The organism is Agrobacterium sp. 10MFCol1.1 (genome assembly GCF_000381165.1).
In the GTDB taxonomy this organism is placed as follows: domain Bacteria; phylum Pseudomonadota; class Alphaproteobacteria; order Rhizobiales; family Rhizobiaceae; genus Agrobacterium; species Agrobacterium tumefaciens.
The window spans coordinates 649,598-673,087 of record NZ_KB906073.1 but is presented as its reverse complement, the minus strand read 5'-3'; the positions used below and the strand labels follow the sequence as shown (position 1 = coordinate 673,087).

Genomic DNA, 23,490 nt, shown 5'->3' with positions numbered 1-23,490 from the left:
ATGCGGAGAGGTGGCAGAGTGGTCGAATGCACCGCACTCGAAATGCGGCATACCTGCAAGGGTATCGTGGGTTCGAATCCCACCCTCTCCGCCATAATTTACGCTGAGCCGTAAGATTTTTCCGAGATAGCCTGATTCATTCGTTGGTCGCTTTGATGCTGCAGTCCGCTAGCGAAGCCGGTGCCGCTTTGCGCCAGCGGAGGCAGACTGGTTGAGATAGCCGTTGGCTTCCATTTCGTTGCGTCCCACCCGCGATCTTCAGCACCTGTTGGAAGCCCACATGGTGACGATCCCGAAAAATTGGAGTGCCGGCAAGTGCTCGCTCATATCCGCCATTGCCTCTTACGGCAGAGGCGCTATCATAATTGTGTTGTAGGACGATAAGCTTTGGGAGGAGCGATACGTGAGACGGATGTGGCCAGACGAATTTGCCTTTCTGCTGGACGGCGCGGAAGAGGTTGACCTGCATATTCCATCGGGGGCACACGACGACAGTTCGCCCGAAGAAACGATATCCAAGAAGGCTTTGAAAGCCCGCATCAGCCAGCAGGATTTTGAAAAGATTTGGCATCTTGCAGAGGCTCGCTATCGGCTGACCGGCAGGTTTTCGGGCAAGGCGATTACGCTGATCGCCAACAATCCTCACTATCAGAAATGGCATCCCTCCGACGGCGGCAGCGTCGAGAGCGTGTCCGATAGCGGTCAGAAATACACGACGCGCTATGTGATCGTGCATTTTCTCGTTGATGATGTTCGCGAGCTGGTCGAAGCCTGAACTCCGCAGGAACGGTTCTTGCCATTGACTGGTCGAAGGGCCTTTCGAAATCCAGCGGTGCCGGGTAATTCTTAGCACCGCTTGGCGGCGTGTTAGAGGTGAGCTTCAATATCTGCGTAAGACTACGATGGACAGCGCGTGTCCGTAGTCCACTGAAATGCCTCTATACTGGTGCCGTCTTTGACCTCTCCGATGGCAGGGTGACGTACTGACCTTCCGCAGGCTTTACCGCTGCTGCGATGTAAAAATTTCCTCCGAATTAAAATAGTTTTCCTTTAAAGAAGGAAAACACGTTATGCCGGAGGATCACATGGCAAAGGACAGCACAAAGACCGAGCCTGCGCTTTTGTCGCAGGACCCGCATGCGGTTCGCGAGCCGAGGGTCAATAATCTCGAAATGGCGATCGGCCATGAGGTGCGTGCCTATCGCAAGAAGCTGGGCATCACGGTCACCGATCTCGCATCGGCCACCGGTGTATCGGTGGGAATGCTCTCAAAGATCGAAAACGGTAATATTTCGCCGTCCCTCACCACGCTGCAGACGCTTTCAAAGGCGCTCGGCGTGCCGATCACGGCGTTCTTCCGTGGCTTCGAGGAGCCGCGCAGCGCCACCTTCGTCAAGGCGGGCCAAGGGGTGAACATCGAGCGTAGAGGCACCCGCGCCGGCCATCAGTACAGCCTGCTTGGCCATATCGACAACAATACCAGCGGCGTCACCGTCGAGCCCTATCTCATCACGCTAACGACGGACTCGGATGTATTTCCTACCTTCCAGCATGAGGGCATGGAGTTCCTCTACATGCTGGAGGGAGAGGTGGTTTATCGCCACGGCGAGCAGCTTTTCACCATGCAGGCGGGTGACAGCCTGTTTTTTGATGCTGATGCGCCGCACGGCCCGGAGGAGCTGGTGAAGCTTCCCGCTCGCTATCTGTCGATCATTTCCTATCCGCAAAGGCGGCTGACAAATGATTGAAAATTTGCCTTAGAAGAAAAAAATATTCCTGATAGTTGACGAGATGGAATTCCATATGCTAGCTCTTCATTCAGAAACGAATGGAGGTGCCTGTCGATGTGCGGCATTGTTGGACTATTCCTGAAAGACAAAAGTCTTGAACCGCAGCTGGGTGAGCTGCTTTCGGACATGCTCGTGACCATGACGGATCGTGGACCGGATTCCGCCGGCATCGCGATCTATGGAAGCGCTGCCGATGGCAGGGCAAAAGTGACCATCCAGTCAGCCGATCCCGTCGCCGATTTTTCGGGCCTTGCCGAAGCGCTGAAGGAAAATGGCGTTGAAGCTTCGGTTGCGGTGAAAAGCACCCACGCGGTCCTGGATATTCCATCGGCGAAGCTCACGGAAATTCGCTCGGTCCTGGCTGCCATCCGCCCGAATGTGCGGGTGATGGGCTCCGGCGACAGCGTGGAAATCTACAAGGAAACCGGCCTGCCGAAAGATGTCGTCGCCCGTTTTGGCGTGCGCTCCATGGCGGGCAGCCATGGCATCGGCCACACCCGCATGGCAACGGAATCGGCTGTGACGACGCTTGGCGCACACCCCTTCTCCACCGGTGCCGACCAGTGCCTGGTGCATAACGGTTCGCTCTCCAACCACAATAATCTGCGTCGGGAACTGGTACGCGAGGGCATGACCTTCGAAACCCAGAACGACTCGGAAGTGGCCGCCGCCTATCTCACGGCTGAAATGGCCAAGGGCAAGGATCTGGGAGAAGCGCTGACCGGCGCGCTCGATGATCTCGATGGGTTCTTTACCTTCGTCGTCGGCACCAAATCCGGTTTCGGCGTGGTGCGCGATCCCATCGCCTGCAAGCCGGCGGTGATGGCCGAGACCGATCAATATGTCGCTTTCGGCTCTGAATACCGCGCGCTGGTCAATCTGCCCGGCATCGAAAATGCCCGCGTCTGGGAGCCGGAGCCGGCGACCGTCTATTTCTGGGACCATGAAAAGGCCGCGTGAAACCGTCGTCGGCGCATATTGCGAAAGTCATATCCATGCCAGTTTTCGATCTCTCCCACACGCCTTTGCGTGAACTCAACAGCGCGCTCCATGGGCTTTCCTCGGGCGCAAACGACACCGAATTCGAAGTTGTCAATCCGCGCGGCCACCATGCCGTCGCTGTTGGCATAGACAGCCCCGTCATCGTCGATGTTCGCGGCTCGGTCGGTTATTATTGCGCCGGCATGAATGATGGCGGCACCGTCACCGTTTACGGCTCGGCCGGGCCGGGCGTTGCCGAAAACATGATGTCGGGCACCGTCGTCATCGAGGGCGACGCTTCGCAATACGCAGGTGCCACCGGTCGCGGCGGGCTGCTGGTCATCAAGGGCAATGCCGCTTCCCGCTGCGGCATTTCCATGAAGGGCATCGATATCGTCGTGAAGGGCAATATCGGCCACATGTCTGCTTTCATGGGTCAGTCCGGCCACCTCGTTGTCTGCGGCGATGCGGGCGATGCGCTGGGTGACTCCCTTTATGAAGCGAAGCTTTTCGTGCGCGGCTCGGTCAAGAGCCTGGGTGCCGACTGCATCGAGAAAGAAATGCGGCCCGAACATCTGGAAAAGCTTGCCGAACTTCTTGAAAAAGCCGGCGTCTCCGATGTCAGCCCAAGCGAGTTCAAACGCTACGGTTCGGCCCGCACGCTCTACAATTTCAACATCGACAACGCCGACGCGTATTGAGGCGAGGGATTTTCCGATGAGCTATCACAACCCCTTCACCCCACCGCGCAAGTCCGCGACTTTCGATGATCACACGCTGGCTGAAATCCGCCGCGCGGCTGCGACCGGCATCTATGATATTCGCGGCGCAGGCACGAAGCGGAAGGTGCCGCATTTCGACGACCTGCTGTTTCTCGGCGCGTCCATCTCGCGTTATCCGCTCGAAGGTTATCGCGAGAAGTGCGATACGACCGTCACCCTCGGCACGCGCTTTGCCAAGAAGCCGATCACGCTGAAAACGCCGATCACCATTGCCGGCATGAGCTTCGGCGCGCTTTCCGGCAACGCCAAGGAAGCGCTCGGCCGTGGCGCGACCATTGCCGGCACGTCCACCACGACGGGCGATGGCGGCATGACGGATGAGGAACGCGGCCACAGCCAGACGCTGGTCTATCAGTATCTGCCGTCGCGTTATGGCATGAACCCCAAGGATTTGCGCCGTGCGGACGCCATCGAGGTGGTCGTCGGCCAAGGCGCGAAACCGGGCGGCGGCGGCATGCTGCTTGGCCAGAAGATTTCCGATCGCGTCGCCAATATGCGCAATTTGCCGAAGGGCATCGACCAACGTTCCGCCTGCCGTCATCCTGACTGGACCGGCCCGGACGATCTGGAAATCAAGATCCTTGAACTGCGCGAAATCACCGATTGGGAAAAACCGATCTACATCAAGGTTGGTGGTGCGCGCCCCTATTACGACACCGCACTTGCAGTGAAGGCCGGTGCCGATGTGGTGGTGCTTGATGGCATGCAGGGCGGCACGGCGGCCACGCAGGACGTCTTCATCGAAAATGTCGGCATGCCCACGCTTGCCTGTATTCGCCCCGCAGTACAGGCGCTTCAGGATCTCGGCATGCATCGCAAGGTGCAATTGGTCGTGTCCGGTGGCATTCGCTCGGGTGCGGATGTCGCCAAGGCTCTGGCGCTTGGTGCCGATGCGGTTGCCATCGGAACGGCGGCGCTGGTGGCGCTGGGCGATAACGACCCGAAATGGGAAGACGAATACCAGAAGCTAGGCACCACGGCCGGCGCTTATGATGACTGGCACGAGGGCAAAGACCCCGCAGGCATCACCACGCAGGACCCGGAACTTGCCGCACGTCTTGATCCAATCGCCGCCGGTCGCCGCCTCGCCAACTATCTAAAGGTCATGACGCTCGAAGCCCAGACCATCGCACGCGCCTGCGGCAAAAACCATCTCCACAATCTGGAGCCGGAAGATCTGGTGGCTCTGACCATGGAGGCTGCGGCAATGGCGCAGGTTCCGCTGGCGGGAACAAACTGGTTCCCGGGTAAAGGCAGCTTTTAAAAAACACAATGGACGGGCGCATTTGGGAGGATGTGGCCGTCTTTTTCGATGAAGTGTCTGATATTCAAAAAAAGGGGAATGACGTGACACTGGACCTCTCCAAGTTTGCTGCCGAAAAAGGCATCAAATATTTCATGATTAGTTATACCGATCTCTTCGGTGGCCAGCGCGCCAAGCTGGTTCCTGCAGAAGCGATTGCCGATATGCAGAAGGGCGGCGCCGGATTTGCCGGTTTCGCCACATGGTTCGATCTGACGCCCGCCCATCCCGATCTCTTCGCAGTGCCGGACGCCTCCTCGGTCATCCAGCTTCCCTGGAAAAAGGATGTGGCATGGGTTGCTGCCGATTGCGTCATGGAAGACCAGCCTGTGGAACAGGCGCCGCGCGTCGTTTTGAAAAAGCTCATCGCGGAAGCGGCCGGGCAAGGGCTGCGGGTCAAAACCGGCGTGGAACCGGAATTTTTCCTCATTTCGCCGGACGGCGCGAAAATCTCCGATGAGTACGACACGGCGGAAAAGCCCTGCTACGACCAGCAGGCAGTGATGCGTCGTTACGATGTGATCGCGGAAATATGCGACTACATGTTGGAGTTGGGCTGGAAACCCTACCAGAACGACCATGAGGACGCGAACGGCCAGTTCGAGATGAACTGGGAATATGACGATGCGCTCCAGACGGCGGATAAACATTCCTTCTTCAAGTTCATGGTCAAGTCGGTTGCCGAAAAGCACGGGCTGCGCGCGACATTCATGCCGAAGCCTTTTAAGGGGCTGACCGGCAACGGCTGCCACGCTCATATTTCGGTCTGGGATCTGGACGGCAAGGTCAACGCTTTTGCCGACAAGGCAATGCCTTTCGGGCTCTCCGCAAAGGGCAAGACGTTTCTGGGCGGCATCATGAAACATGCCTCCGCTCTTGCGGCCGTCACCAATCCGACGGTTAATTCCTACAAGCGCATCAACGCGCCGCGGACCATCTCGGGCGCGACCTGGGCGCCGAACACGGTGACCTGGACCGGGAACAACCGCACCCACATGGTTCGCGTGCCAGGGCCGGGGCGTTTCGAACTGCGTCTGCCGGATGGAGCCGTGAACCCCTATCTGCTCCAGGCCATCATCATTGCGGCCGGTCTCTCGGGTGTCCGCTCACAGGCCGATCCCGGTCCGCATCACGATATAGACATGTATCGCGAAGGTCATACCGTGACGAATGCGCCTAAACTGCCGCTCAATCTTCTCGATGCGCTGCGCGAATACGAGAAGGACGAGGAACTGCAGCAGGCATTGGGCATGGAGTTCTCAAAGGCCTATCTCAAGCTCAAGCAGGGCGAGTGGAACGCTTATTGCGCGCAATTCACTGCCTGGGAGCACCAGACAACGCTCGACGTTTGAGTTCGGGTTTCCCCGCCGCCCTCGCGGCTTTCCCCGCGCTCATCAGACAGCGCGGGGTTTTTCCAATATTGATGACAGAGAGAGTGCCGGATGACGAACTTCGTCCTGACCGTAACCTGCAAGTCCACCCGAGGCATCGTCGCTGCCCTTTCAGGCTTTCTCGCTGAAAAAGGCTGCAACATCGTCGATAGTTCGCAGTTTGATGATCTCGGCACTGGCCGTTTCTTCATGCGCGTGGGCTTCATTTCCGAAGAGGGAGCAAAGCGTGACGACTTGATGGCTGGACTGATGCCGATCTCGCAGAAATTCGGCATGGAAGTGGCGCTTCATGACCAGTCCGAGCGGATGAAGGTCCTGCTGATGGTCTCGCGCTTCGGCCATTGTCTGAACGATCTGCTTTACCGTTGGCGCATCGGTGCCTTGCCGATCGATATTGTCGGCGTCGTCTCCAACCATTTCGATTACCAGAAAGTGGTGGTCAATCACGATATTCCCTTCCACCACATTCCGGTGACGAAGGAAAACAAGCCACAGGCTGAAGCCCGGATCATGGATATTGCCGAAAGCACCGGAACCGAACTGATCGTGCTTGCGCGTTATATGCAGGTGCTTTCCGACCGGATGTGCGAGACGATGTCGGGGAAGATCATCAACATCCATCATTCTTTCCTGCCGTCCTTCAAGGGCGCCAACCCTTACAAGCAGGCCTATCAGCGCGGCGTGAAGCTGATCGGTGCGACGGCCCACTATGTCACCGCCGATCTCGACGAAGGTCCGATTATCGAGCAGGATATTGTGCGTATTACCCATGCCCAGAGCGCGGAGGATTATGTTTCGCTCGGCCGGGATGTCGAGGCGCAGGTTCTGGCACGCGCCATCCACGCCCATATCCACCACCGTACTTTCATCAACGGTAACCGCACCGTGGTCTTCCCGCCAAGCCCGGGCAGCTATGCATCGGAACGGATGGGGTGACGCGGCATTGCGACAAGCTGGTCGCGCGCTGTTGCCATAAACATGCTGCGCGGCTAAATAAGTTGGTACGCCATAATATAAAGAGCCAGAACCTGTTTTCACGCCCGGTGGGCGGAAGCGGGATGTGCCAAACGAGGTGATACCATGACCGGTGCTTTGCAGGGAACTGCCATTCGCGTTGAGCGTCCGACCAAGACGCTGAGGGAGCTTGCGCTCGACAAGGTGCGCGACGCCATCGTGAACGGTTACTTCCGTCCGGGAGACCGCCTTGTAGAGCGCGATCTCTGCGCCCAGCTGGGCGTTTCCCGCACCATCGTGCGCGAAGTTCTGCGGCATCTGGAGTCCGAGGGGCTGGTGGCGAATTTGCCGAACAAGGGGCCGATGGTTGCGCTGCTCGATCTCGCCGAGGCCAAGCAGATTTACGAAATCCGCGGTGCGCTGGAGGGAATGGCGGCTCGCCTTTGTGCGGAGCGTCGCGATCCTGCCATTGTCGAGGCGCTTGAGGCTTCACTCGAGCATATTCGCGAAAGTTACGTTGCCAAGGATATGCCCGGTGTTCTCGCGCATACCTCGTCTTTTTATCATACGCTGTTCAGCAAGATCGACCGGCATGTCGCCTGGGGCGTCGTCAATTTGCTGACGGTGCGGATCAACCATCTTCGCTCCATGACGATCAAGACGAAAAGCCGCGATACCGAAGGTCCGGCGCAGATGAAAAAGATCGTCGATGCGATCCGGAAAGGTGACGGGGACGCCGCTTACAAAGCCGCTCTCGATCACGTCACCAGCGCATGCGCTATCGCCGAAGCCGTTCTCACCGCGCAAAAAACGGCTGACTGACGGTTTTTGGCGCTCCGTTCTGCTTGTCTTGCGGTTGCCCAGCTGGCGGCCGCAAGCTCTTGGTTTTTTGATTTTATGGTTGTTTTACAATAATTTAGAAAAACAAATGACCGCTTATTGACAGGGCAATCCGTTTGGTGTGATGGTATGCCATAATAAATAATATAAAGAGCGGAGCTTAATATGAACTGGAATCCGATTTCCCGGAAATGCATAGCCGTGCGCGCCAAAACCTCTCTGGCGGGCTTTGTCATCAGTCTTCTTGCCGGTGCGGCCGTTGCACAGGACTGCACGCCGAAAATATCCAACGATCACCTCATCAAGCCCGGCCATCTCGTGATGGCGACCAGCCCGACATTGCCGCCCATGGCCTATGCCGACCAACAGGGCGTGCTCAAAGGCCTTCGTATCGAGTTGGGTTATGAAATCGCCAAGCGCCTCTGCCTGAAGCCCGAATATATCAGCACGGAATATGCCACCATGGTGCCGGGCCTGCAGGGCGGTCGCTGGGATATGATCAATGCCGGTCTGTTCGTGACGGCGGAGCGGCGCAAGATCCTGTTCATGATCCCCTATGAGAGTCTCGCCATCAGCATTTCAACGGCCGTCGGTGCATCCGAGCCCATCACCAAGGTGGACGATCTGGCCGGCAAGGCTGTCAGCACCGATATCGGTGGCTATGCCGAGCGCAAGATCAAGGAATTGAACGAGGACTTCAAGAAACGCGGTCTTGCGCCGATGACCATAAACCTGTTCGACAATTACGCGACCGTCTATCAGGCGCTGCGGGCAGGTCAGGTTCAGGCCGCTGTCTCCATCGATCCTGTCGCCAAGCAATACCAGGATCGCGGCGAGTTCACGCATGCACTTTCCGGCATGTACCCCACGCCCGGTTCGCTTTCCTTTGGAAGCAAGGACGTCGCCAGTGCCGTCTCTGCTGCTCTCAAGGAAATGAGGGCCGATGGTTCGCTTGAAAAGCTGATGGGTGGTTATGGCGTGAGCATCGCGCCCGGCGATCTCGCCGTTCTTGGTCCGGAAGGCTGAAATCTCCTCCATCTGAACTGTCAGCGCGGCGGGAGAGTTCTCGCCGCGACCATTCCCGCATGAATTGGAGAAAGACGTGAAGGGTTGGAACTGGGAAGGTTTCTTCGAATATCTGACGAATTATTATCTTTTCGAGGGGGCGATGGTGACGCTCGGCCTCACGGTTTTTGCCATGACGGCGGGTCTTGCGCTGGGCTTCGTCATTGCGGTGATGCGCATGTCGAAATACCGGTTCCTCTCCGGACCGGCCTATTTCTACACCTGGATATTTCGTGGCACGCCGCTGCTGGTGCAGCTCATCATCATCTATACCGGCCTGCCGCAACTCGGCATCAAGCTGACGGTTCTGCAGTCCACCCTGATCGGCCTGTCGCTCTGCGAGGCCGCTTATCTGTCGGAAATCGTCCGGGCAGGTATTGCCGCGGTTCCCAAAGGCCAGATCAATGCGGCGCGCGCCATCGGCATGACCGAGGCGCAGGTGATGCGCTACATAGTTGCGCCGCAGGCCTTCCGCATCATCATTCCGCCGCTTGGCAATTCCGTCAATGGCGTGCTGAAGACAACGTCGATCGCCTCCATCATTTCCATGGAGGAGCTGTTGCGCCGCACGCAGGTTCTTATCCAGGAAAAGTTCCTCGTTCTGGAGCTCTTCATGGTTGCGGCCCTTTATTACCTCGCCATGACGACCGCCTGGGAACTCATCCAGCGCCGTATCGAGAAACGATTCGGCAAGGCCTACGGCCCAATGTCGGCTGATGTACACTAGGGAGAAGTCCGATGTCTCAAGCAACCAGCATGATCGAACTTCAATCCGTCAACAAATGGTACGGTCCGACCTTTCAGGTTCTGACCAATTGCAGCCTGAATGTAGCCAAGGGCGAAGTCGTCGTGATCTGCGGGCCGTCCGGTTCGGGCAAGTCGACGCTGATCAAATGCGTCAATGCGCTGGAGACGATCGGCAACGGCATCATCACCGTCAACGGGGTTGAGGTGACCAACCCAAAGACCGATATGCCTAAGCTGCGCTCCAAAGTAGGCATGGTGTTCCAGCATTTCGAACTCTTCCCGCATATGACGATCCTCGAAAATCTGTGCATCGGGCAGGAGAAGGTTCTCGGCCGCTCCCCTGCGGAGGCGCTGGTCAAAGCCAACGCCCTTCTGGAGCGGGTGGGGCTTACCGCGCATGCGAAGAAATATCCCGGTCAACTTTCCGGCGGTCAGCAGCAGCGCGTCGCAATCGCCCGCGCGCTGGCGATGGATCCGGTCGCCATGCTTTTTGACGAGCCTACATCGGCGCTTGATCCGGAAATGATCAACGAGGTGCTCGACGTCATGGTCTCGCTTGCGCAGGAAGGCATGACGATGATGGTGGTGACGCATGAAATGGGGTTTGCCCGCAAGGTGGCGGACCGCATCGTCTTCATGGATGGCGGCGAGATCGTCGAGATCGGCGAGGGTGACAGCTTCTTCACCAATCCGAAGACGGATCGCGCACGCTCGTTCCTGTCGAAAATCCTGGCGCATTGACGCCACGGTGACCGGAGCGGGATGGCGAAATCCCGCTTCAGATCGTGTGCCTTAGGCCGTTCCGAACAACGCAGAATGATAGTGGCGGAGAACCACAATGATAAACCGTGTCCTGATGCCTCGCGAAATGCTCATCGGCGGGGGCAGCCGTTTCCGATTGCCGTCACTGCTGAAATCTCTGGGGGTGAAGCGCCCTCTGCTCGTCTGCGATCCAGTCATGCAGAAACTCGGCCATGCGGATGCGCTTTTGCAGGCGCTTGGCGGCGAGGGTATCGATGCCGCCATTTTTGCGGATGTCGTGGAAGATCCAACGGATATATCCATCGCCACACTGGTGAAACGCGTTTCCGGGGGCGGTCATGATGGTCTCGTCGCACTCGGCGGCGGTAGCGCCATGGATACGGCGAAAGCAGGTGCCATCGTTGCAACTAGTGGCGAAGAGCTGCGGGCGCTGAAAGTTCCAAGGATCGTGGATTTTGCCGTCATGCCGGTAATTACCATACCCACAACCGCAGGAACCGGATCGGAAGTAACACGCGCCGCCGTCGTGACGGATACGGCTGCCAGCGAAAAAATGCTCATCCTCGGCACTGCCGCTTTGCCCGTTGCGGCCATCATCGATTACGAGCTGACGCTGACCTGCCCTTACCGCGTCACGGTCGATACCGGCATAGATGCGCTGACCCATGCGCTGGAAGCGCTGGTCAACCGCAACGGTAATGCCCATTCCGAGGCGTTGGCGCTGTCCGCGCTGAAACTGATCGGGGCAAATCTCGAAAAAGTCGCGAACGACCCGCAAAACTGGGAAGCACGCGAAGCGATGATGCTCGGGGCGACGCATGCGGGTCTTGCCGTTTCCAACACATCCACAGCGTTGATCCACGGCCTCAGCCGGCCGGTCGGTGCCTTTTTCCATGTTCCGCACGGCATGTCGAATGCGATGGTGCTGCCGTTGGTCACACAATTTTCGTTGAATTCCGCTCTACCGCAATATGCCGCCGCCGCCCGCGCACTTGGTTGCGCGAGTTCGACGGACAGTGACCAGATAGCAGGCGCAAAGATGGTGGAGGCTTTCATCGGCCTGAACAGGCGGTTGAAGGTGCCGACCCCGCAGGAATTCGGTATCGACAAAACCCGCTATCTCGATCTTTTGCCGGAAATGGTGCGGCAAGGCCTCGCCTCCGGCACACCGGCAAATAACCCACGGGTTCCGACGGCAGCGGAAATGACGCGCCTTTACGAACTTGCCTTTGACGGCCGCATGGAAGGGCCGTGAGCCATAACCTCCTGTAAGAATTGTTGTTTTTCACAACTTCAAGCGACAGATTTCCGCCACTTGACACTTACATATTATGGCATACCATAAGACATCATATTTATCGGAGAGAACGCCAATGCCCATCCAGATCCGTAAGACCCTGTTGCAGGTCGAAACAACGTTGATTGAAGGAGGCAAGGCCGCAGCGACACCTTTGAAGCTGTTCACCGCCATCGCGGTCGTGAAAAATCCCTGGGCTGGAAAAGGCTTCGTGGATGATCTCAAACCGGAAATCCACGCCGGGGCGCCGGTGCTGGGCGAACTGCTGACGAAGATGATCCTTGATGCCGTGGGTTCCGGCGAAGCGGTGGAGGCCTATGGCAAGGCGGCCGTCGTCGGGCTGGATGGTGAGATCGAACATGCCTCCGCGCTCATTCACACGCTGCGTTTCGGCAATCACTATCGTCAGGCTGTGGGTGCCAAGTCCTATCTGGCCTTCTGCAATACGCGTGGTCCCGGCAATGCGCCGATCATGATCCCGTTAATGGACAAGAACGATGAAGGCCGCCGTTCGCACTACCTGACTATCCAGACCTCCGTTCCCGATGCTCCGGCTGCCGACGAGATCGTCGTGGCGCTCGGTGCTTCAGTCGGCGGTAGGCCTCATCACCGCATCGGCGACCGCTATCAGGATCTGAAGGATCTCGGTCAGGATGTTGCCAACCCGGCGGGCGTTTGAGGGTGATGCAAATGCAGGAGGCCGCCACCACGTCACGGGTCAATGCTGCAAAGGCAGGTGCTGCCGCGCTCCCTCGCAAGGTGACCGAGGGCGGGGCGGCCTATTTCGAGGCAGGCGCCGGTGAAGACCTGATCCTCATCCACGGCGTGGGAATGCGGCTGGAAGCCTGGAAGCCGCAGATCGAAATCTTTTCAAAGACGCACCGTGTCATCGCGGTAGATATGCCGGGGCATGGCGGCAGTGAACGCCTGCCAGCGGGCAGCTCGCTCAAGGATTTTGTCGGCTGGTTCGGCCGCTTTCTTGACGATATGCGGATCGCGCGTGCCAATGTGGCCGGGCATTCCATGGGTGCGCTGATTTCCGGCGGTGCCGCTGCAACCTTTGGAGATCGAATTGCGCGCGTCGGTTATCTGAACGGCGTCTACCGCCGTGATCCGGCCGCGAAGGCTGCGGTTCTTGCACGCGCGGCTGCCATCCGGACCACCGGCGTGGACAAGGAAGGCCCTTTGTTACGTTGGTTCGGCGACGATCCAAAGAGCCAGCAGGCGCGGGAGTTGACGCGGGGCTGGCTGGAAATGGTCGATCCCGAAGGTTACGCGGTTGCCTATACCGCATTTGCGGGCGGCGACGAGACCTATGCGGATCGGTGGCCCTCGGTCATCTGCCCGGCTCTTTTCCTGACGGGTTCGGACGATCCCAATTCGACGCCTTTGATGGCCGAGCAGATGGCGGCGATCACACCGCGCGGTTACGCCCGCGTCGTTGAGGCGCACCGGCATATGGTCAATCTGACCGCACCTGAAACTGTCAATGCAATGATGGCCGAATGGCTGGCTTTAGAGGAGGAGCCGCAATGACTGTTGCAACTCTTGATCCGCGCGCTTTGCGCGATGCATTCGGCGCTTTCGTTACGGGAGTAACGATCGTGACCACCCGGGACGATGCAGGAAAGCCCATCGGTTTTACCGCCAACTCCTTCACCTCGGTTTCGCTCGATCCGCCGTTGCTGCTGATCTGCCTTGCCCGTAGCTCGCGCAATTTCGCGACGATGACGGGCACCAAAAACTTCGCGGTCAATATTCTGTCGGAAAGCCAGAAGGACCTCTCCAACACCTTCGCCCGGCCGGTCGAAGACCGTTTCGCCACCGCCAGCTGGTTGGATGCGCCGAAGGGCTCCCCGGTCTTTGCAGACGTCGCGGCCTGGTTCGAATGTTCGATGCAGGAGGTTATCGAGGCCGGCGATCATGTCATTCTGCTCGGCCGTATCGAGGCTTTCGACAATAGCGGCCTGAACGGTCTCGGTTATGCGCGCGGCGGCTATTTCACGCCGATGCTGGCTGCAAAGGCGGTATCGGCAGCGGCGGAGGGCGATATCGTCGTGGGCGCCGTTCTGGAACGGCGCGGCGAGATTTACCTCGTTGGCAACGACGTGCTGTCGCTTCCCGGCTGTGTCGTGGCAAGCGGCGATCCGGTCGCGGCGCTGACATCACGTCTCGAAGACCTGACGGGTCTCTCCGTCAAAACGGGATTTCTCTACTCGGTTTATGAGAACAAGACGGATGGGCGCCAACACGTCGTCTATCACGCGCTTGCCGATGGCGATCAAGCGCCGCGCGAGGGCCGATTTCTGTTGCCCGGCGCGCTGGCTTCGGCAAAATTCGACTCCGGCGCTACGGCGGATATCGTCAATCGTTTCGTGCTGGAAAGCTCGATCGGCAACTTCGGCGTCTATGTCGGTAACGAGACTGCCGGCAAGGTTCATCCCATCTCCATGAAGGGGCCAAACCCATGAAATTCTCCCTCTTCGTTCACATGGAGCGGCTGGACGCCTCCCAGGACCACAAGACACTCTACGAGGAGTTCGTAACGCTTTGCGAAATCGCCGATCGTTGTGGCATGCATGCCATCTGGACCGGCGAACATCACGGCATGGATTTCACCATAGCGCCCAACCCCTTTGTAACGATCGCCGATCTGGCGCGGCGTACGAAGACGGCACGCCTGGGTACGGGAACGGTGATCGCGCCTTTCTGGCACCCGATTAAGCTTGCCGGAGAAGCGGCGATGGCGGATCTGATCTGTGACGGCCGTCTTGATATCGGCATCGCGCGTGGCGCCTATTCGTTCGAATATGAGCGGCTGCTTCCAGGCCTCGATGCCTGGGGCGCCGGCCAGCGGATGCGCGAGCTTATTCCGGCTGTCAAAGGGGTTTGGGCGGGTGACTACACCCACGACGGCGAATTCTTCAAGTTCCCGGCCACCACATCGGCTCCCAAACCGCTGCAGCAGCCTTTTCCGCCCATCTGGGTGGCGGCGCGTGATCCGAATTCGCATGAATTCGCTGTCGCCAATGATTGCAATGTTCAGGTGACGCCGCTCTGGCAAGGCGATGACGAGGTGGAAACCCTGATGGGCCGCTTCAACGATGCCTGTGCGAAAAATCCGGATAAACAGCGGCCGAAAATCATGCTGCTGCGCCACACCTATGTCGGTTCCGATGAAGCCGATATTGCCCAGGCGGCCCATGAGATGAGCGTCTATTACAACTACTTCTTTGCATGGTTCAAAAACGAAAAGCCCGTTCATCAGGGGCTGATCGAGCGTATTGCGCCGGAGGAGATTGCCGCAAACGCCATGCTTTCCGGTGATGTCATGCGCAAGAACAACGTTGTCGGCGATGCCGATGAAGTCATTACCCGGCTTAAGGCCTACGAGGCCATGGGCTATGACGAATATTCCTTCTGGATCGATACCGGCATGAGCTTCGAGCGCAAGAAGGCCTCGCTGGAACGCTTCCTTTCCGATGTCATGCCGGCTTTCAAGGAGTAAGATGATGCGCCGTTTCCAATGTTACATCGACGGGCGCTTCGAGGATGGTGAGGCGAGCTTTTCGAGCCTCGACCCGGCAACCGGTGAACCTTGGGCAGAAATGCCGGAAAGCCGCGAAGCGGATATTAGCCGCGCCGTAGAGGCTGCGCATCGGGCGCTTTATGACGATGCCGCCTGGTCGAAACTGACGGCGACGCAACGCGGCAAGCTGCTCTATCGGCTTGCCGATCTGGTTGCGGAAAATGCAAAGACGCTTGCCGAGCTCGAAACCCGTGACACCGGCAAGATCATCCGCGAGACCTCGGCGCAGATTGCCTATGTCGCGGACTATTATCGCTATTATGCGGGCTTGGCTGACAAGATCGAGGGCGCTTACCTGCCGATCGACAAGCCGGACATGGATGTCTGGCTGCGGCGCGAACCCGTGGGTGTGGTGGCCGCGATCGTCCCGTGGAACAGCCAGCTTTTTCTGGCAGCCGTTAAAATCGGCCCGGCGCTCGCTGCCGGCTGCACAATCGTCATCAAGGCCTCGGAAGACGGACCAGCGCCGCTTCTGGAGTTCGCCCGGCTGGTGCAGGAGGCTGGTTTTCCTGCCGGCGTCGTCAATATAGTCACTGGTTTCGGTGCGTCCTGCGGCACGGCACTCACCACGCACCCGAAGGTGGCCCATATCGCCTTTACCGGCGGGCCGGAAACGGCGCGTCACATCGTTCGCAACTCGGCCGAAAATCTTGCCTCCACGTCGCTCGAACTCGGCGGCAAATCGCCAATCCTCGTCTTTGCCGACGCCGATCTCGAAAGCGCCGCCAATGCGCAGGTCGCGGGAATTTTCGCGGCGACCGGTCAGAGCTGTGTTGCCGGATCACGGCTGATTGTCGAGAGAAGCGTGAAGGATCGCTTCCTCGGGATTTTGAAGGCGAAGGCTGAGGCGATCCGCGTCGGCTCGCCGCTGGACATGGCAACGGAAGTGGGGCCGCTCGCGACCGAGCGGCAGCGCAAGCATATTGTCTCTCTGGTCTCTGCTTCCGAAAAAGCCGGTGCGAAGGTGGTGACGGGCGGTGTGGCGGTGGATGGCGCTGGTTATTTCTACCCTCCGACCATTCTCGATTGTGACGGCATTCGTTCGCCGTCCATGGAAAGGGAGTTCTTCGGCCCGGTTCTTTCGGTTGTTTCCTTCGAAACCGAGGCGGAAGCGATCGCTTTGGCCAATGACACGGTCTATGGCCTCGCCTCGGGCGTCTTCACGCAGAACCTGACGCGCGCCCATCGGCTGATGAAGGCGATCCGTGCCGGTGTGGTTTGGGTGAACACCTATCGCGCCGTCTCACCGATTGCGCCTTTCGGCGGTTTCGGTCTTTCCGGTGATGGTCGCGAAGGCGGGCTTGCGGCAGCGCTCGATTACACGCGCACGAAGACCATATGGCTTAGAACCTCCGATGACCCGATCCCCGATCCATTCGTGATGCGGTGACGCGATGTTTTACGAAATCCGCACCTACCGGCTGAAGAACGGCGCCATTCCGGCCTACCTTCGGGTTGTCGAGGAGGAAGGCATCGAAATCCAGAAAAGCCATCTGGGCGAGCTGGTGGGTTACTTCTTTTCCGAGATCGGGCCGATCAATGAAATTGTCCACATCTGGGCCTTTTCCAGCCTGGATGACCGCGAAGAACGGCGCGCGCGGCTCCTGGCCGATCCACGCTGGTTGTCTTTCCTGCCTAAGATCCGCGACCTCATTGAAGTCGCCGAAAACAAGATCATGAAGCCGGCGCCTTTTTCACCGCTGAAGTGAATCTGCCGGCCGCGAAGTGCATGCCAACAACAAGCTCTAAAACGGAGTAAGGGAACATGAGATCGAAACTGGTATTGATGACATGCGCAGCAATTTTCGCCCTGGGCGCATCCGCACAGGCGAATGATCTGGTTTTTTCCAGCTGGGGAGGAACCACGCAGGACGCCCAGAAGGCGGCCTGGGCCGAAAAATTCATGGTGGCGACCGGCATCAACGTGCTTCAGGATGGCCCGACGGACTATGGCAAGCTGAAAGCCATGGTCGAGGCGAACGGCGTGACATGGGATGTGGTCGACGTGGAGGGCGACTACGCCGCGCAGGCCGGGCCGAAGGGCCTGCTGGAGAAGCTTGATTTCGCCGTCATCGACAAAACGAAGCTCGACCCTCGTTTCGTCACTGATTACTCCGTCGGAAGCTTCTATTATTCCTTCGTCATCGGCTGCAATGTCGATGCTGTAGCCGCCTGCCCCAAGAGCTGGGCCGACCTTTTCGATACGGCAAAGTTCCCCGGCAAGCGCACCTTTTACAAGTGGTCCGCACCGGGTGTGATCGAAGCAGCCCTGCTGGCCGATGGGGTTGCTGCCGACAAGCTATACCCGCTTGATCTCGATCGCGCCTTCAAGAAGCTGGACACGATCAAATCCGATATCATCTGGTGGTCTGGCGGCGCGCAATCGCAGCAGTTGATCGCTTCTGCGGAGGCGCCCTTCGGCAGTGTCTGGAACGGCCGCATGACAGCGCTTGAGAAAAGCGGTGTGAAGGTGGAGACCTCCTGGGAGCAGAACATCACGGCAGCGGATTCCCTCGTGGTTCCCAAGGGAACGAAGAACAAGGACGCGGCGATGAAGTTCATCGCTCTTGCGACCTCCGCGCAGGCGCAGGCGGATATGGCGTCTGCCACGGGTTATGCCCCGGTCAATGTCGAATCCGCAAAGCTGATGGATCCGGAAACGGCAAAGACCCTGCCCGACCAGCAGACAGCGAGCCAGGTCAATGCCGACATGAACTACTGGGCGCAACATCGCGACGAGATCGGTGAGCGCTGGTACGCCTGGCAGGCCAAGTAAGGCAACGGCGCGGGCAGCCAAAAGCGCCCGCGCAAATTTTCACCTCCGGGGAGGTTTGGGCATGGTCTCGCTTACCGATGAAACAGAAAGCCCGAAGACGAAGGTGCGGATGCCCTTCCGGCCCGGCAATTTTGCCGCCACCCTGCCGGCATTCGTTCTGCTTGCCCTGTTCTTCGTCGTGCCGGTTATCATCCTGCTGTCGCGCAGCGTTACCGAGCCAGTGCCGGGCTTTGGCAATTACGCCGCATTGCTGGGCAGCTCCACCTACCTGAAGATTTTCTTCAATACATTCGCGGTCTCGGCGCTGGTCACGCTCGTAACGCTGGTCATCGGTTTTCCTGTCGCGTGGGCGCTTGCCATCATGCCGTCGCGGCTTGCCTCCGTCGTTTTCGCAATTTTGCTTCTGTCCATGTGGACCAACCTTCTGGCACGCACCTATGCCTGGATGGTGCTGTTGCAGCGGACGGGTGTCGTCAACAAGACGCTGATGGGCCTTGGCATCATCGACAAGCCGCTTGCACTGGTCAACAACCTGACCGGCGTCACGATCGGCATGACCTATATCATGCTGCCATTTATCATCATTCCGCTCTATGGCGTCATCCGCAAGATCGATCCGGCCATTCTCCAGGCGGCGGCGCTGTGCGGGGCAACCCGCTTTCAGGCGCTGACCCGCGTTCTCATTCCACTTGCCGCTCCGGGTATGATCTCCGGCGCGCTGATGGTGTTCGTCATGTCGCTTGGCTATTTCGTCACCCCGGCGCTGCTGGGCGGCACGGCAAACATGATGCTGGCCGAGCTTATCGCGCAATTCGTGCAGTCTCTCGTCAACTGGGGCATGGGCGGGGCAGCGGCGCTGGTGCTTCTGGTGGTGACGCTGACGCTTTACGCAATCCAGCTGAAATTCTTCGGCGCGGCCGGGGAAGGGGGGCGCTGACATGCTTTTGAACTACAACAGCCTTGGCGCATGGAAGTGGCTGCTCCTTTTCATCACCGTGCTGACAGCGGCATTCCTTATCCTGCCGATTGTCTTCATCGCCGCTTTGTCCTTCGGCTCGTCGCAATGGTTGATCTTTCCGCCGCCCGGCTGGACGCTGAAATGGTATGCGGATTTCTTTGCCGATCCGAGGTGGCTGGATGCTGCCTGGACAAGCCTGCGTATCGCCGTGATGGTCACAGTCCTGTCGGTGTTGATCGGCCTCGTGGCCTCCTTCGGCCTGGTGCGGGGGCGTTTCATCGGGCGCGAGGGTCTGCGGGCTTTGTTCATGACGCCGATGATCCTGCCTGTCGTGGTGCTGGCGGTGGCGCTTTATGCTTTTTTCCTGAAGCTCGGCCTTGCGGGCACCACCACGGGCTTTGTCATTGCCCATCTTGTCGTGGCGCTGCCTTTCTCCATTCTGGCGTTGACCAGCGCGCTCGAGGGTTTCGATAAATCGATCGAAGACGCTGCAGTGCTATGCGGCGCGAGCCCGCTGCAGGCCAAAATCCGCATCACCTTGCCGGCCATCAGCCATGGCCTGTTCTCAGCCGCGATCTTTTCTTTCCTCACTTCCTGGGATGAGGTGGTGCTGGCGATCTTCATGGCAAGTCCAACGTTGCAGACGTTGCCGGTGAAAATCTGGGCGACGCTGCGGCAGGATCTGACGCCGGTGATCGCCGCTGCATCGACGCTTCTCATCGCGGTGACCATCATTCTCATGCTGCTTGTCGCGGCTGTGCGAAAAGGATTGAAAACATGACCAAACCGCTCCTGCAAATTCGCGGCATCGCCAAGCAATACGGACCGGTCGTCGCCGTTCAGGACGTCAATCTCGAGGTGCAGCCGGGCGAGTTCATGACGTTTCTCGGACCATCCGGTTCGGGCAAGAGCACGACGCTCTACATTCTGGCCGGTTTCGAACAGCCGACGGCGGGCGACATCCTGCTGAACGGCGAAAGCCTGCTCTCCACGCCGTCGCACAAGCGCAATATCGGCATGGTCTTCCAGCGTTACACGCTGTTTCCGCATCTGTCTGTTGGCGAAAATATCGCCTTTCCGCTGAAAGTGCGCCGAAAGAGCAAGGCGGAAATCGATGCGAAGGTAAAGGAGATGCTGAGGCTCGTTCGTCTCGAAGGTTTCGAGGACCGAAAGCCCGCGCAGATGTCGGGCGGCCAGCAGCAGCGCGTGGCCTTGGCAAGGGCGCTCGCTTATGATCCGCCTGTTCTTCTGATGGACGAGCCGCTCTCGGCGCTCGACAAGAAGCTCAGGGAAGAGATCCAGTTCGAAATCCGTCGCATCCACCAGCAGACGGAAGTAACGATCCTTTACGTCACCCACGATCAGGAGGAGGCCTTGCGTCTCTCCGACCGGATCGCGGTGTTTTCAAAAGGCGTGATTGACCAGATCGGTACGGGGCCGGAGCTTTACGCTCACCCCACCACCCGCTTCGTGGCCGAATTCATCGGTGACAGCGACTTCATCGCCTGCGATCTCCTCGCCGCCTCGGGCGGCAAGGCGACGGTTTCGCTCGGGCAGAATATCGTCTTTGACCAAATTCCGGTTCATGGCGAAGCTGCGCCGGGAAAAAAGGCGGCGCTGATGCTGCGTCCGGAGCGTTTACAGCTCAGCCGCAACAGGCCCGGCTCTTACGCCGGTTTTCAGGCCACCGTCAGCGATATCACCTTCCTTGGCAACAACGTCCATGTCGTCGCCCATACAGGTTCGGGAGAGCCCTTTGCCGTGCGCCTGCCATTTGGCCATGAGGCGATTTCGGGCCTCAACCGTGGTGATCTCGTGCATCTGGCCTTCGATCCCGCGTCGGCGCAGGTTTTCTGTTGAGGGCCGGAAATATGCATCTTAATGATCCCATGCTCGTCGGCGAGCACGGGAGAACATCTCTACCGGCAATGCGCGCCGACCATCAAGAAACTGGGACTGGAACTTGGCGGCAATGCGCCCTTCATCGTCGACGACGCCGATCTCGATGCGGTCGTGGAGGGAGCGCCGATTTTCCCAGAAGTTGGAGCCGCAGACAAAACCGTTGCATTTCAATGAGCCATCATGCCCCAGGCAAGTGAACCTAGGGCAAAAAGCCCGAATAAGACAAGGATCACTCCGGACAGGCGGGAAACCCAGCGGGCAAAGGTGGTGGGAAGGCGCTGCCGGGCAAATGCAACGCCGCCGCTCAACATGAACCACCACAATAAAGACCCTAGAAAAACGCCCGCGACCACAAAAAACGCGCTCGTCGCTCCCGATGCGTCAGCAAGGCCGAGACCCGCGAAAATTGCTGCAAAGGACAGTATCGTCATGGGGTTGGTGATCGTCAGGAAAAAGGTCGCGGTGATGGTGCCGAGCAGATCGCGCGCTCCAACCTTGGCCGCTTCTGCCAGAGGTTTGGGCCTCAGGCTTTTCCAGCCGAGCCACAGCATGAAAAGGCCGCCGACGATTTTGAGCGGCGTATCGATTGTCGCGAGGGTCGCCGCAAAAGCGGAAAAGCCGAGTGCTGCGAGGCTGGCATACACGGCATCCGCCAGAGCAGTCCCAAGGCCACCTGCCACTCCCGCCCAGAACCCGCGCTCAAGGGTCCGGTTGATGCAGAGGGCGCCAATGGGGCCGAGCGGGGCTGCGACCGCAAGGCCCAGCACAATGCTTTTCAAAACGAGCATCAGTTCCATCAGTCCACGCTTTCCTTCGGCATAAATGGTCCCGGCACGACAGAAGACAGGGCGATGATCGTTTCGGTACGGGCAAGGAACCCGTTCTGTTTCATTGTCGCCAGAAAGGTTTCGATCTCCGCCAGCGACCCGACGTGAACTTTGACGAGGTAGGACCACTGCCCGGTCACATGGTGACATTCCGCAATAGCGGACTGCGACGCCGCATAGACACGAAACGCGGCCTCGTCCGCATCCGGTGCCAACGCGATCCACACGAAGGCGATCACGGGCAAATCGAATGCGGATGGATCGGCATCAACGGTGATGCGACGGATCGCCCCGCTGGCCGTCAGGCGTCGGATGCGCTCGTTCACGGCCGAAGCGGAAAGCTCCACGACATTTCCGATATCGGCCAGAGAGCGGCGGGCGTCTTCTGCAAGGAGACTAATGATTTTGCGGTCTGTTGAATCCATTTCCGCAGATAATCATGTTTATTATGATAATGAAAGATATTATGCGGAATTTTAGTGAATCGAGCGCAAGCCTTGAGCCGGGGCCAAGATTCCCCCGCAGCTTCGCCGTACCTATAATCTTGGCGGAAGCTTATGCTGTTTCAGCGATTACGGTCGCACTATCCATGCTTCCGGCAGCGTTTCCTGCAAGGCTTGGCGGATGATCGTGGCGAGATGGGCGCTGATTGGATTTTCGTCTTTTCCGGAGCGAAGAAGGCTGAGCCCCAGCGACGGGAGTTGCGGCAAACCGTTGGTGAGTGGATCGAGAACCCGTACGGAAGGCGGCCGGCCGAACGGTGTGCGAAGTGCGATGCCAAGGCCTGCGGCTGTCGCAGCCCACAACCCGCCGAGGCTCGGGCTGACGAATGCAATGCGCCAGGCGATACGCTGTTGATCAAGGTGGTTGCAGGCAATGCTACGTAAAACGCACGGCGCTTCCAAAACTGCAAGTGGCAGCGGCTCTTTTTCGCCGGTCTGCCAGACAGTTTCTGTTTCCGCCGCGCCCAGCCAGCACAGTGGCATGGATGCAACCGTTTCAGCTGGCGAAGCCGTGTCGTCATTCCAAGCCAAGGCGAGATCAAGATGGCCGGACTCGACCTTCTCCCGCAATTCGCTATTGCGAGCGATGCGCCCTTCGATCCGAACCCGCGGATGGGCGCGTGCGAAACGGCCCAGCACCTGCGGCAACACGGTTTCTCCGAAATCCTCCTGAATCCCGAGGCGGATCCAGCCTGCGAGTTCCGGCCCGCGAACGGCGCTGATCGCCTCGTCATTCAGGCTCAATATGCGGCGGGCATAGGACAGCAGCACTTCGCCGCTCTCGGTCAGCGCCAGCCCCCGGCCGGATTTGCGCACCAGAGCGGTTTCGGTCTGGTCCTCCAGCTTCTTGAGTTGTGCGCTGACCGCAGAGGTCGAACGCCCCAGTCTGTCTGCGGCCTGCGCGAACGACCCGCTCTCGATGCCAATCACGAAACTGCGGAGCGCGTCCAGATCCAAATGGGTAAGGCGCAAATTAAATGTCCCTAAAATCAGGACGTAATGTCCTGAATAATTTGATTTTCA

25 protein-coding genes, 1 tRNA gene and 1 pseudogene are annotated in these 23,490 nt (G+C 58.7%); 24 read left to right on the top strand and 3 right to left on the bottom strand.

Annotated elements, in window-relative coordinates:
- The first annotated feature begins 4 nt into the window (after positions 1-4).
- From F617_RS0107870 to F617_RS28815, 24 genes and pseudogenes are all read left to right on the top strand, one after another.
- A tRNA-Ser gene (locus F617_RS0107870) sits at positions 5-94 on the top strand.
- Positions 95-412: 318 nt separating this feature from the next.
- Positions 413-775: a hypothetical protein gene (locus F617_RS0107860; protein WP_003511512.1), complete on the top strand. Its 363-nt coding sequence runs from the start codon at positions 413-415 to the stop codon at positions 773-775.
- 295 nt (positions 776-1,070) lie between these two features.
- Positions 1,071-1,748 (top strand): helix-turn-helix domain-containing protein, encoded by a 678-nt coding sequence (locus tag F617_RS0107855; protein WP_019564961.1) that lies wholly within the window; start codon positions 1,071-1,073, stop codon positions 1,746-1,748.
- Positions 1,749-1,844: 96 nt separating this feature from the next.
- Complete coding sequence (locus F617_RS0107850) at positions 1,845-2,750, top strand: glutamine amidotransferase family protein (RefSeq protein ID WP_019564960.1); 906 nt, start codon at positions 1,845-1,847, stop codon at positions 2,748-2,750.
- A 35-nt stretch (positions 2,751-2,785) separates the two neighbouring features.
- The gene (locus tag F617_RS0107845) at positions 2,786-3,472 is read left to right on the top strand and encodes a GXGXG domain-containing protein (RefSeq protein WP_003511508.1); all 687 of its coding nucleotides are present in this window, start codon (positions 2,786-2,788) and stop codon (positions 3,470-3,472) included.
- Positions 3,473-3,488: 16 nt separating this feature from the next.
- Positions 3,489-4,817, top strand: coding sequence for an FMN-binding glutamate synthase family protein (locus tag F617_RS0107840; protein WP_003511507.1), 1,329 nt, complete (start codon positions 3,489-3,491; stop codon positions 4,815-4,817).
- Positions 4,818-4,900: 83 nt separating this feature from the next.
- Positions 4,901-6,208, top strand: a complete 1,308-nt coding sequence (glnT, locus tag F617_RS0107835) for a type III glutamate--ammonia ligase (RefSeq protein WP_003511506.1) — start codon at positions 4,901-4,903, stop codon at positions 6,206-6,208.
- Between the two features lie 90 nt (positions 6,209-6,298).
- Positions 6,299-7,183, top strand: a complete 885-nt coding sequence (gene purU / locus F617_RS0107830) for a formyltetrahydrofolate deformylase (RefSeq protein WP_003511505.1) — start codon at positions 6,299-6,301, stop codon at positions 7,181-7,183.
- Between the two features lie 144 nt (positions 7,184-7,327).
- Positions 7,328-8,023, top strand: a complete 696-nt coding sequence (locus F617_RS0107825) for a GntR family transcriptional regulator (RefSeq protein ID WP_003511504.1) — start codon at positions 7,328-7,330, stop codon at positions 8,021-8,023.
- A 183-nt stretch (positions 8,024-8,206) separates the two neighbouring features.
- Positions 8,207-9,067, top strand: a complete 861-nt coding sequence (locus F617_RS0107820; protein ID WP_019564957.1) for a transporter substrate-binding domain-containing protein — start codon at positions 8,207-8,209, stop codon at positions 9,065-9,067.
- 76 nt (positions 9,068-9,143) lie between these two features.
- Positions 9,144-9,833, top strand: a complete 690-nt coding sequence (locus F617_RS0107815) for an amino acid ABC transporter permease (RefSeq protein WP_003511502.1) — start codon at positions 9,144-9,146, stop codon at positions 9,831-9,833.
- Positions 9,834-9,862: 29 nt separating this feature from the next.
- The gene (locus F617_RS0107810) at positions 9,863-10,594 is read left to right on the top strand and encodes an amino acid ABC transporter ATP-binding protein (protein ID WP_025595347.1); all 732 of its coding nucleotides are present in this window, start codon (positions 9,863-9,865) and stop codon (positions 10,592-10,594) included.
- 97 nt (positions 10,595-10,691) lie between these two features.
- Positions 10,692-11,870, top strand: coding sequence for an iron-containing alcohol dehydrogenase (locus tag F617_RS0107805; protein ID WP_019564956.1), 1,179 nt, complete (start codon positions 10,692-10,694; stop codon positions 11,868-11,870).
- Between the two features lie 118 nt (positions 11,871-11,988).
- Positions 11,989-12,591: an amino acid synthesis family protein gene (locus F617_RS0107800; protein ID WP_003511499.1), complete on the top strand. Its 603-nt coding sequence runs from the start codon at positions 11,989-11,991 to the stop codon at positions 12,589-12,591.
- A gap of 11 nt (positions 12,592-12,602) precedes the next feature.
- The gene (locus F617_RS0107795) at positions 12,603-13,448 is read left to right on the top strand and encodes an alpha/beta fold hydrolase (protein ID WP_019564955.1); all 846 of its coding nucleotides are present in this window, start codon (positions 12,603-12,605) and stop codon (positions 13,446-13,448) included.
- On the top strand, positions 13,445-14,383 hold the full coding sequence (locus F617_RS0107790; protein ID WP_019564954.1) for a flavin reductase family protein: 939 nt from the start codon (positions 13,445-13,447) through the stop codon (positions 14,381-14,383). The genes F617_RS0107795 and F617_RS0107790 overlap by 4 nt, the downstream gene beginning before the upstream one ends.
- Entirely contained in the window at positions 14,380-15,420 is a 1,041-nt protein-coding gene (locus tag F617_RS0107785; RefSeq protein WP_019564953.1) for an LLM class flavin-dependent oxidoreductase, read from the top strand. The genes F617_RS0107790 and F617_RS0107785 overlap by 4 nt, the downstream gene beginning before the upstream one ends.
- A 4-nt stretch (positions 15,421-15,424) precedes the next feature.
- Positions 15,425-16,891: an aldehyde dehydrogenase gene (locus tag F617_RS0107780; RefSeq protein ID WP_026330722.1), complete on the top strand. Its 1,467-nt coding sequence runs from the start codon at positions 15,425-15,427 to the stop codon at positions 16,889-16,891.
- Positions 16,892-16,895: 4 nt separating this feature from the next.
- Positions 16,896-17,210, top strand: a complete 315-nt coding sequence (locus F617_RS0107775) for an NIPSNAP family protein (protein ID WP_019564951.1) — start codon at positions 16,896-16,898, stop codon at positions 17,208-17,210.
- Between the two features lie 56 nt (positions 17,211-17,266).
- A complete protein-coding gene (locus F617_RS0107770; RefSeq protein WP_026330721.1) occupies positions 17,267-18,277 on the top strand; it encodes an ABC transporter substrate-binding protein in 1,011 nt (336 codons plus the stop codon).
- A gap of 109 nt (positions 18,278-18,386) precedes the next feature.
- Positions 18,387-19,214 (top strand): ABC transporter permease, encoded by an 828-nt coding sequence (locus tag F617_RS0107765; RefSeq protein ID WP_371179234.1) that lies wholly within the window; start codon positions 18,387-18,389, stop codon positions 19,212-19,214.
- A gap of 1 nt (position 19,215) precedes the next feature.
- Positions 19,216-20,016: an ABC transporter permease gene (locus F617_RS0107760; protein ID WP_013761889.1), complete on the top strand. Its 801-nt coding sequence runs from the start codon at positions 19,216-19,218 to the stop codon at positions 20,014-20,016.
- Positions 20,013-21,095, top strand: coding sequence for an ABC transporter ATP-binding protein (locus F617_RS0107755; protein ID WP_019564948.1), 1,083 nt, complete (start codon positions 20,013-20,015; stop codon positions 21,093-21,095). The genes F617_RS0107760 and F617_RS0107755 overlap by 4 nt, the downstream gene beginning before the upstream one ends.
- Before the next feature lie 36 nt (positions 21,096-21,131).
- A pseudogene (locus F617_RS28815) lies at positions 21,132-21,266 on the top strand (aldehyde dehydrogenase family protein); the annotation flags it as partial.
- Between the two features lie 38 nt (positions 21,267-21,304).
- Here the strand turns inward: F617_RS28815 and F617_RS0107745 are convergent.
- The 3 genes from F617_RS0107745 to F617_RS0107735 form a co-directional block, all read right to left on the bottom strand.
- Positions 21,305-21,934: a LysE family translocator gene (locus F617_RS0107745; RefSeq protein WP_003511488.1), complete on the bottom strand. Its 630-nt coding sequence runs from the start codon at positions 21,932-21,934 to the stop codon at positions 21,305-21,307.
- Positions 21,934-22,389 carry an Lrp/AsnC family transcriptional regulator gene (locus tag F617_RS0107740; protein ID WP_013761886.1) on the bottom strand — a complete coding sequence of 152 codons (456 nt, stop codon included), beginning with the start codon at positions 22,387-22,389 and terminating at the stop codon, positions 21,934-21,936. The genes F617_RS0107745 and F617_RS0107740 overlap by 1 nt, the downstream gene beginning before the upstream one ends.
- A 147-nt stretch (positions 22,390-22,536) precedes the next feature.
- Positions 22,537-23,439, bottom strand: coding sequence for a LysR substrate-binding domain-containing protein (locus tag F617_RS0107735; RefSeq protein ID WP_019564946.1), 903 nt, complete (start codon positions 23,437-23,439; stop codon positions 22,537-22,539).
- Positions 23,440-23,490 lie beyond the last annotated feature (51 nt).

Excerpts from the sequence above, each read along its gene's own strand:
- F617_RS0107840 (WP_003511507.1), top strand. The coding sequence starts at position 3,489 with ATGAGCTATCACAACCCCTTCACCCCACCGCGCAAGTCCGCGACTTTC.
- F617_RS0107785 (WP_019564953.1), top strand. The coding sequence starts at position 14,380 with ATGAAATTCTCCCTCTTCGTTCACATGGAGCGGCTGGACGCCTCCCAG.
- purU (WP_003511505.1), top strand. The coding sequence starts at position 6,299 with ATGACGAACTTCGTCCTGACCGTAACCTGCAAGTCCACCCGAGGCATC.
- F617_RS0107820 (WP_019564957.1), top strand. The coding sequence starts at position 8,207 with ATGAACTGGAATCCGATTTCCCGGAAATGCATAGCCGTGCGCGCCAAA.
- F617_RS0107760 (WP_013761889.1), top strand. The coding sequence starts at position 19,216 with ATGCTTTTGAACTACAACAGCCTTGGCGCATGGAAGTGGCTGCTCCTT.
- F617_RS0107795 (WP_019564955.1), top strand. The coding sequence starts at position 12,603 with ATGCAGGAGGCCGCCACCACGTCACGGGTCAATGCTGCAAAGGCAGGT.
- F617_RS0107755 (WP_019564948.1), top strand. The coding sequence starts at position 20,013 with ATGACCAAACCGCTCCTGCAAATTCGCGGCATCGCCAAGCAATACGGA.
- F617_RS0107805 (WP_019564956.1), top strand. The coding sequence starts at position 10,692 with ATGATAAACCGTGTCCTGATGCCTCGCGAAATGCTCATCGGCGGGGGC.
- F617_RS0107800 (WP_003511499.1), top strand. The coding sequence starts at position 11,989 with ATGCCCATCCAGATCCGTAAGACCCTGTTGCAGGTCGAAACAACGTTG.
- F617_RS0107790 (WP_019564954.1), top strand. The coding sequence starts at position 13,445 with ATGACTGTTGCAACTCTTGATCCGCGCGCTTTGCGCGATGCATTCGGC.
- F617_RS0107780 (WP_026330722.1), top strand. The coding sequence starts at position 15,425 with ATGCGCCGTTTCCAATGTTACATCGACGGGCGCTTCGAGGATGGTGAG.
- F617_RS0107740 (WP_013761886.1), bottom strand. The coding sequence starts at position 22,389 with ATGGATTCAACAGACCGCAAAATCATTAGTCTCCTTGCAGAAGACGCC.
- F617_RS0107855 (WP_019564961.1), top strand. The coding sequence starts at position 1,071 with ATGCCGGAGGATCACATGGCAAAGGACAGCACAAAGACCGAGCCTGCG.
- F617_RS0107765 (WP_371179234.1), top strand. The coding sequence starts at position 18,387 with ATGCCCTTCCGGCCCGGCAATTTTGCCGCCACCCTGCCGGCATTCGTT.
- F617_RS0107810 (WP_025595347.1), top strand. The coding sequence starts at position 9,863 with ATGATCGAACTTCAATCCGTCAACAAATGGTACGGTCCGACCTTTCAG.
- F617_RS0107845 (WP_003511508.1), top strand. The coding sequence starts at position 2,786 with ATGCCAGTTTTCGATCTCTCCCACACGCCTTTGCGTGAACTCAACAGC.
- F617_RS0107770 (WP_026330721.1), top strand. The coding sequence starts at position 17,267 with ATGAGATCGAAACTGGTATTGATGACATGCGCAGCAATTTTCGCCCTG.
- F617_RS0107860 (WP_003511512.1), top strand. The coding sequence starts at position 413 with ATGTGGCCAGACGAATTTGCCTTTCTGCTGGACGGCGCGGAAGAGGTT.
- F617_RS0107745 (WP_003511488.1), bottom strand. The coding sequence starts at position 21,934 with ATGGAACTGATGCTCGTTTTGAAAAGCATTGTGCTGGGCCTTGCGGTC.
- F617_RS0107825 (WP_003511504.1), top strand. The coding sequence starts at position 7,328 with ATGACCGGTGCTTTGCAGGGAACTGCCATTCGCGTTGAGCGTCCGACC.
- F617_RS0107850 (WP_019564960.1), top strand. The coding sequence starts at position 1,845 with ATGTGCGGCATTGTTGGACTATTCCTGAAAGACAAAAGTCTTGAACCG.
- F617_RS0107775 (WP_019564951.1), top strand. The coding sequence starts at position 16,896 with ATGTTTTACGAAATCCGCACCTACCGGCTGAAGAACGGCGCCATTCCG.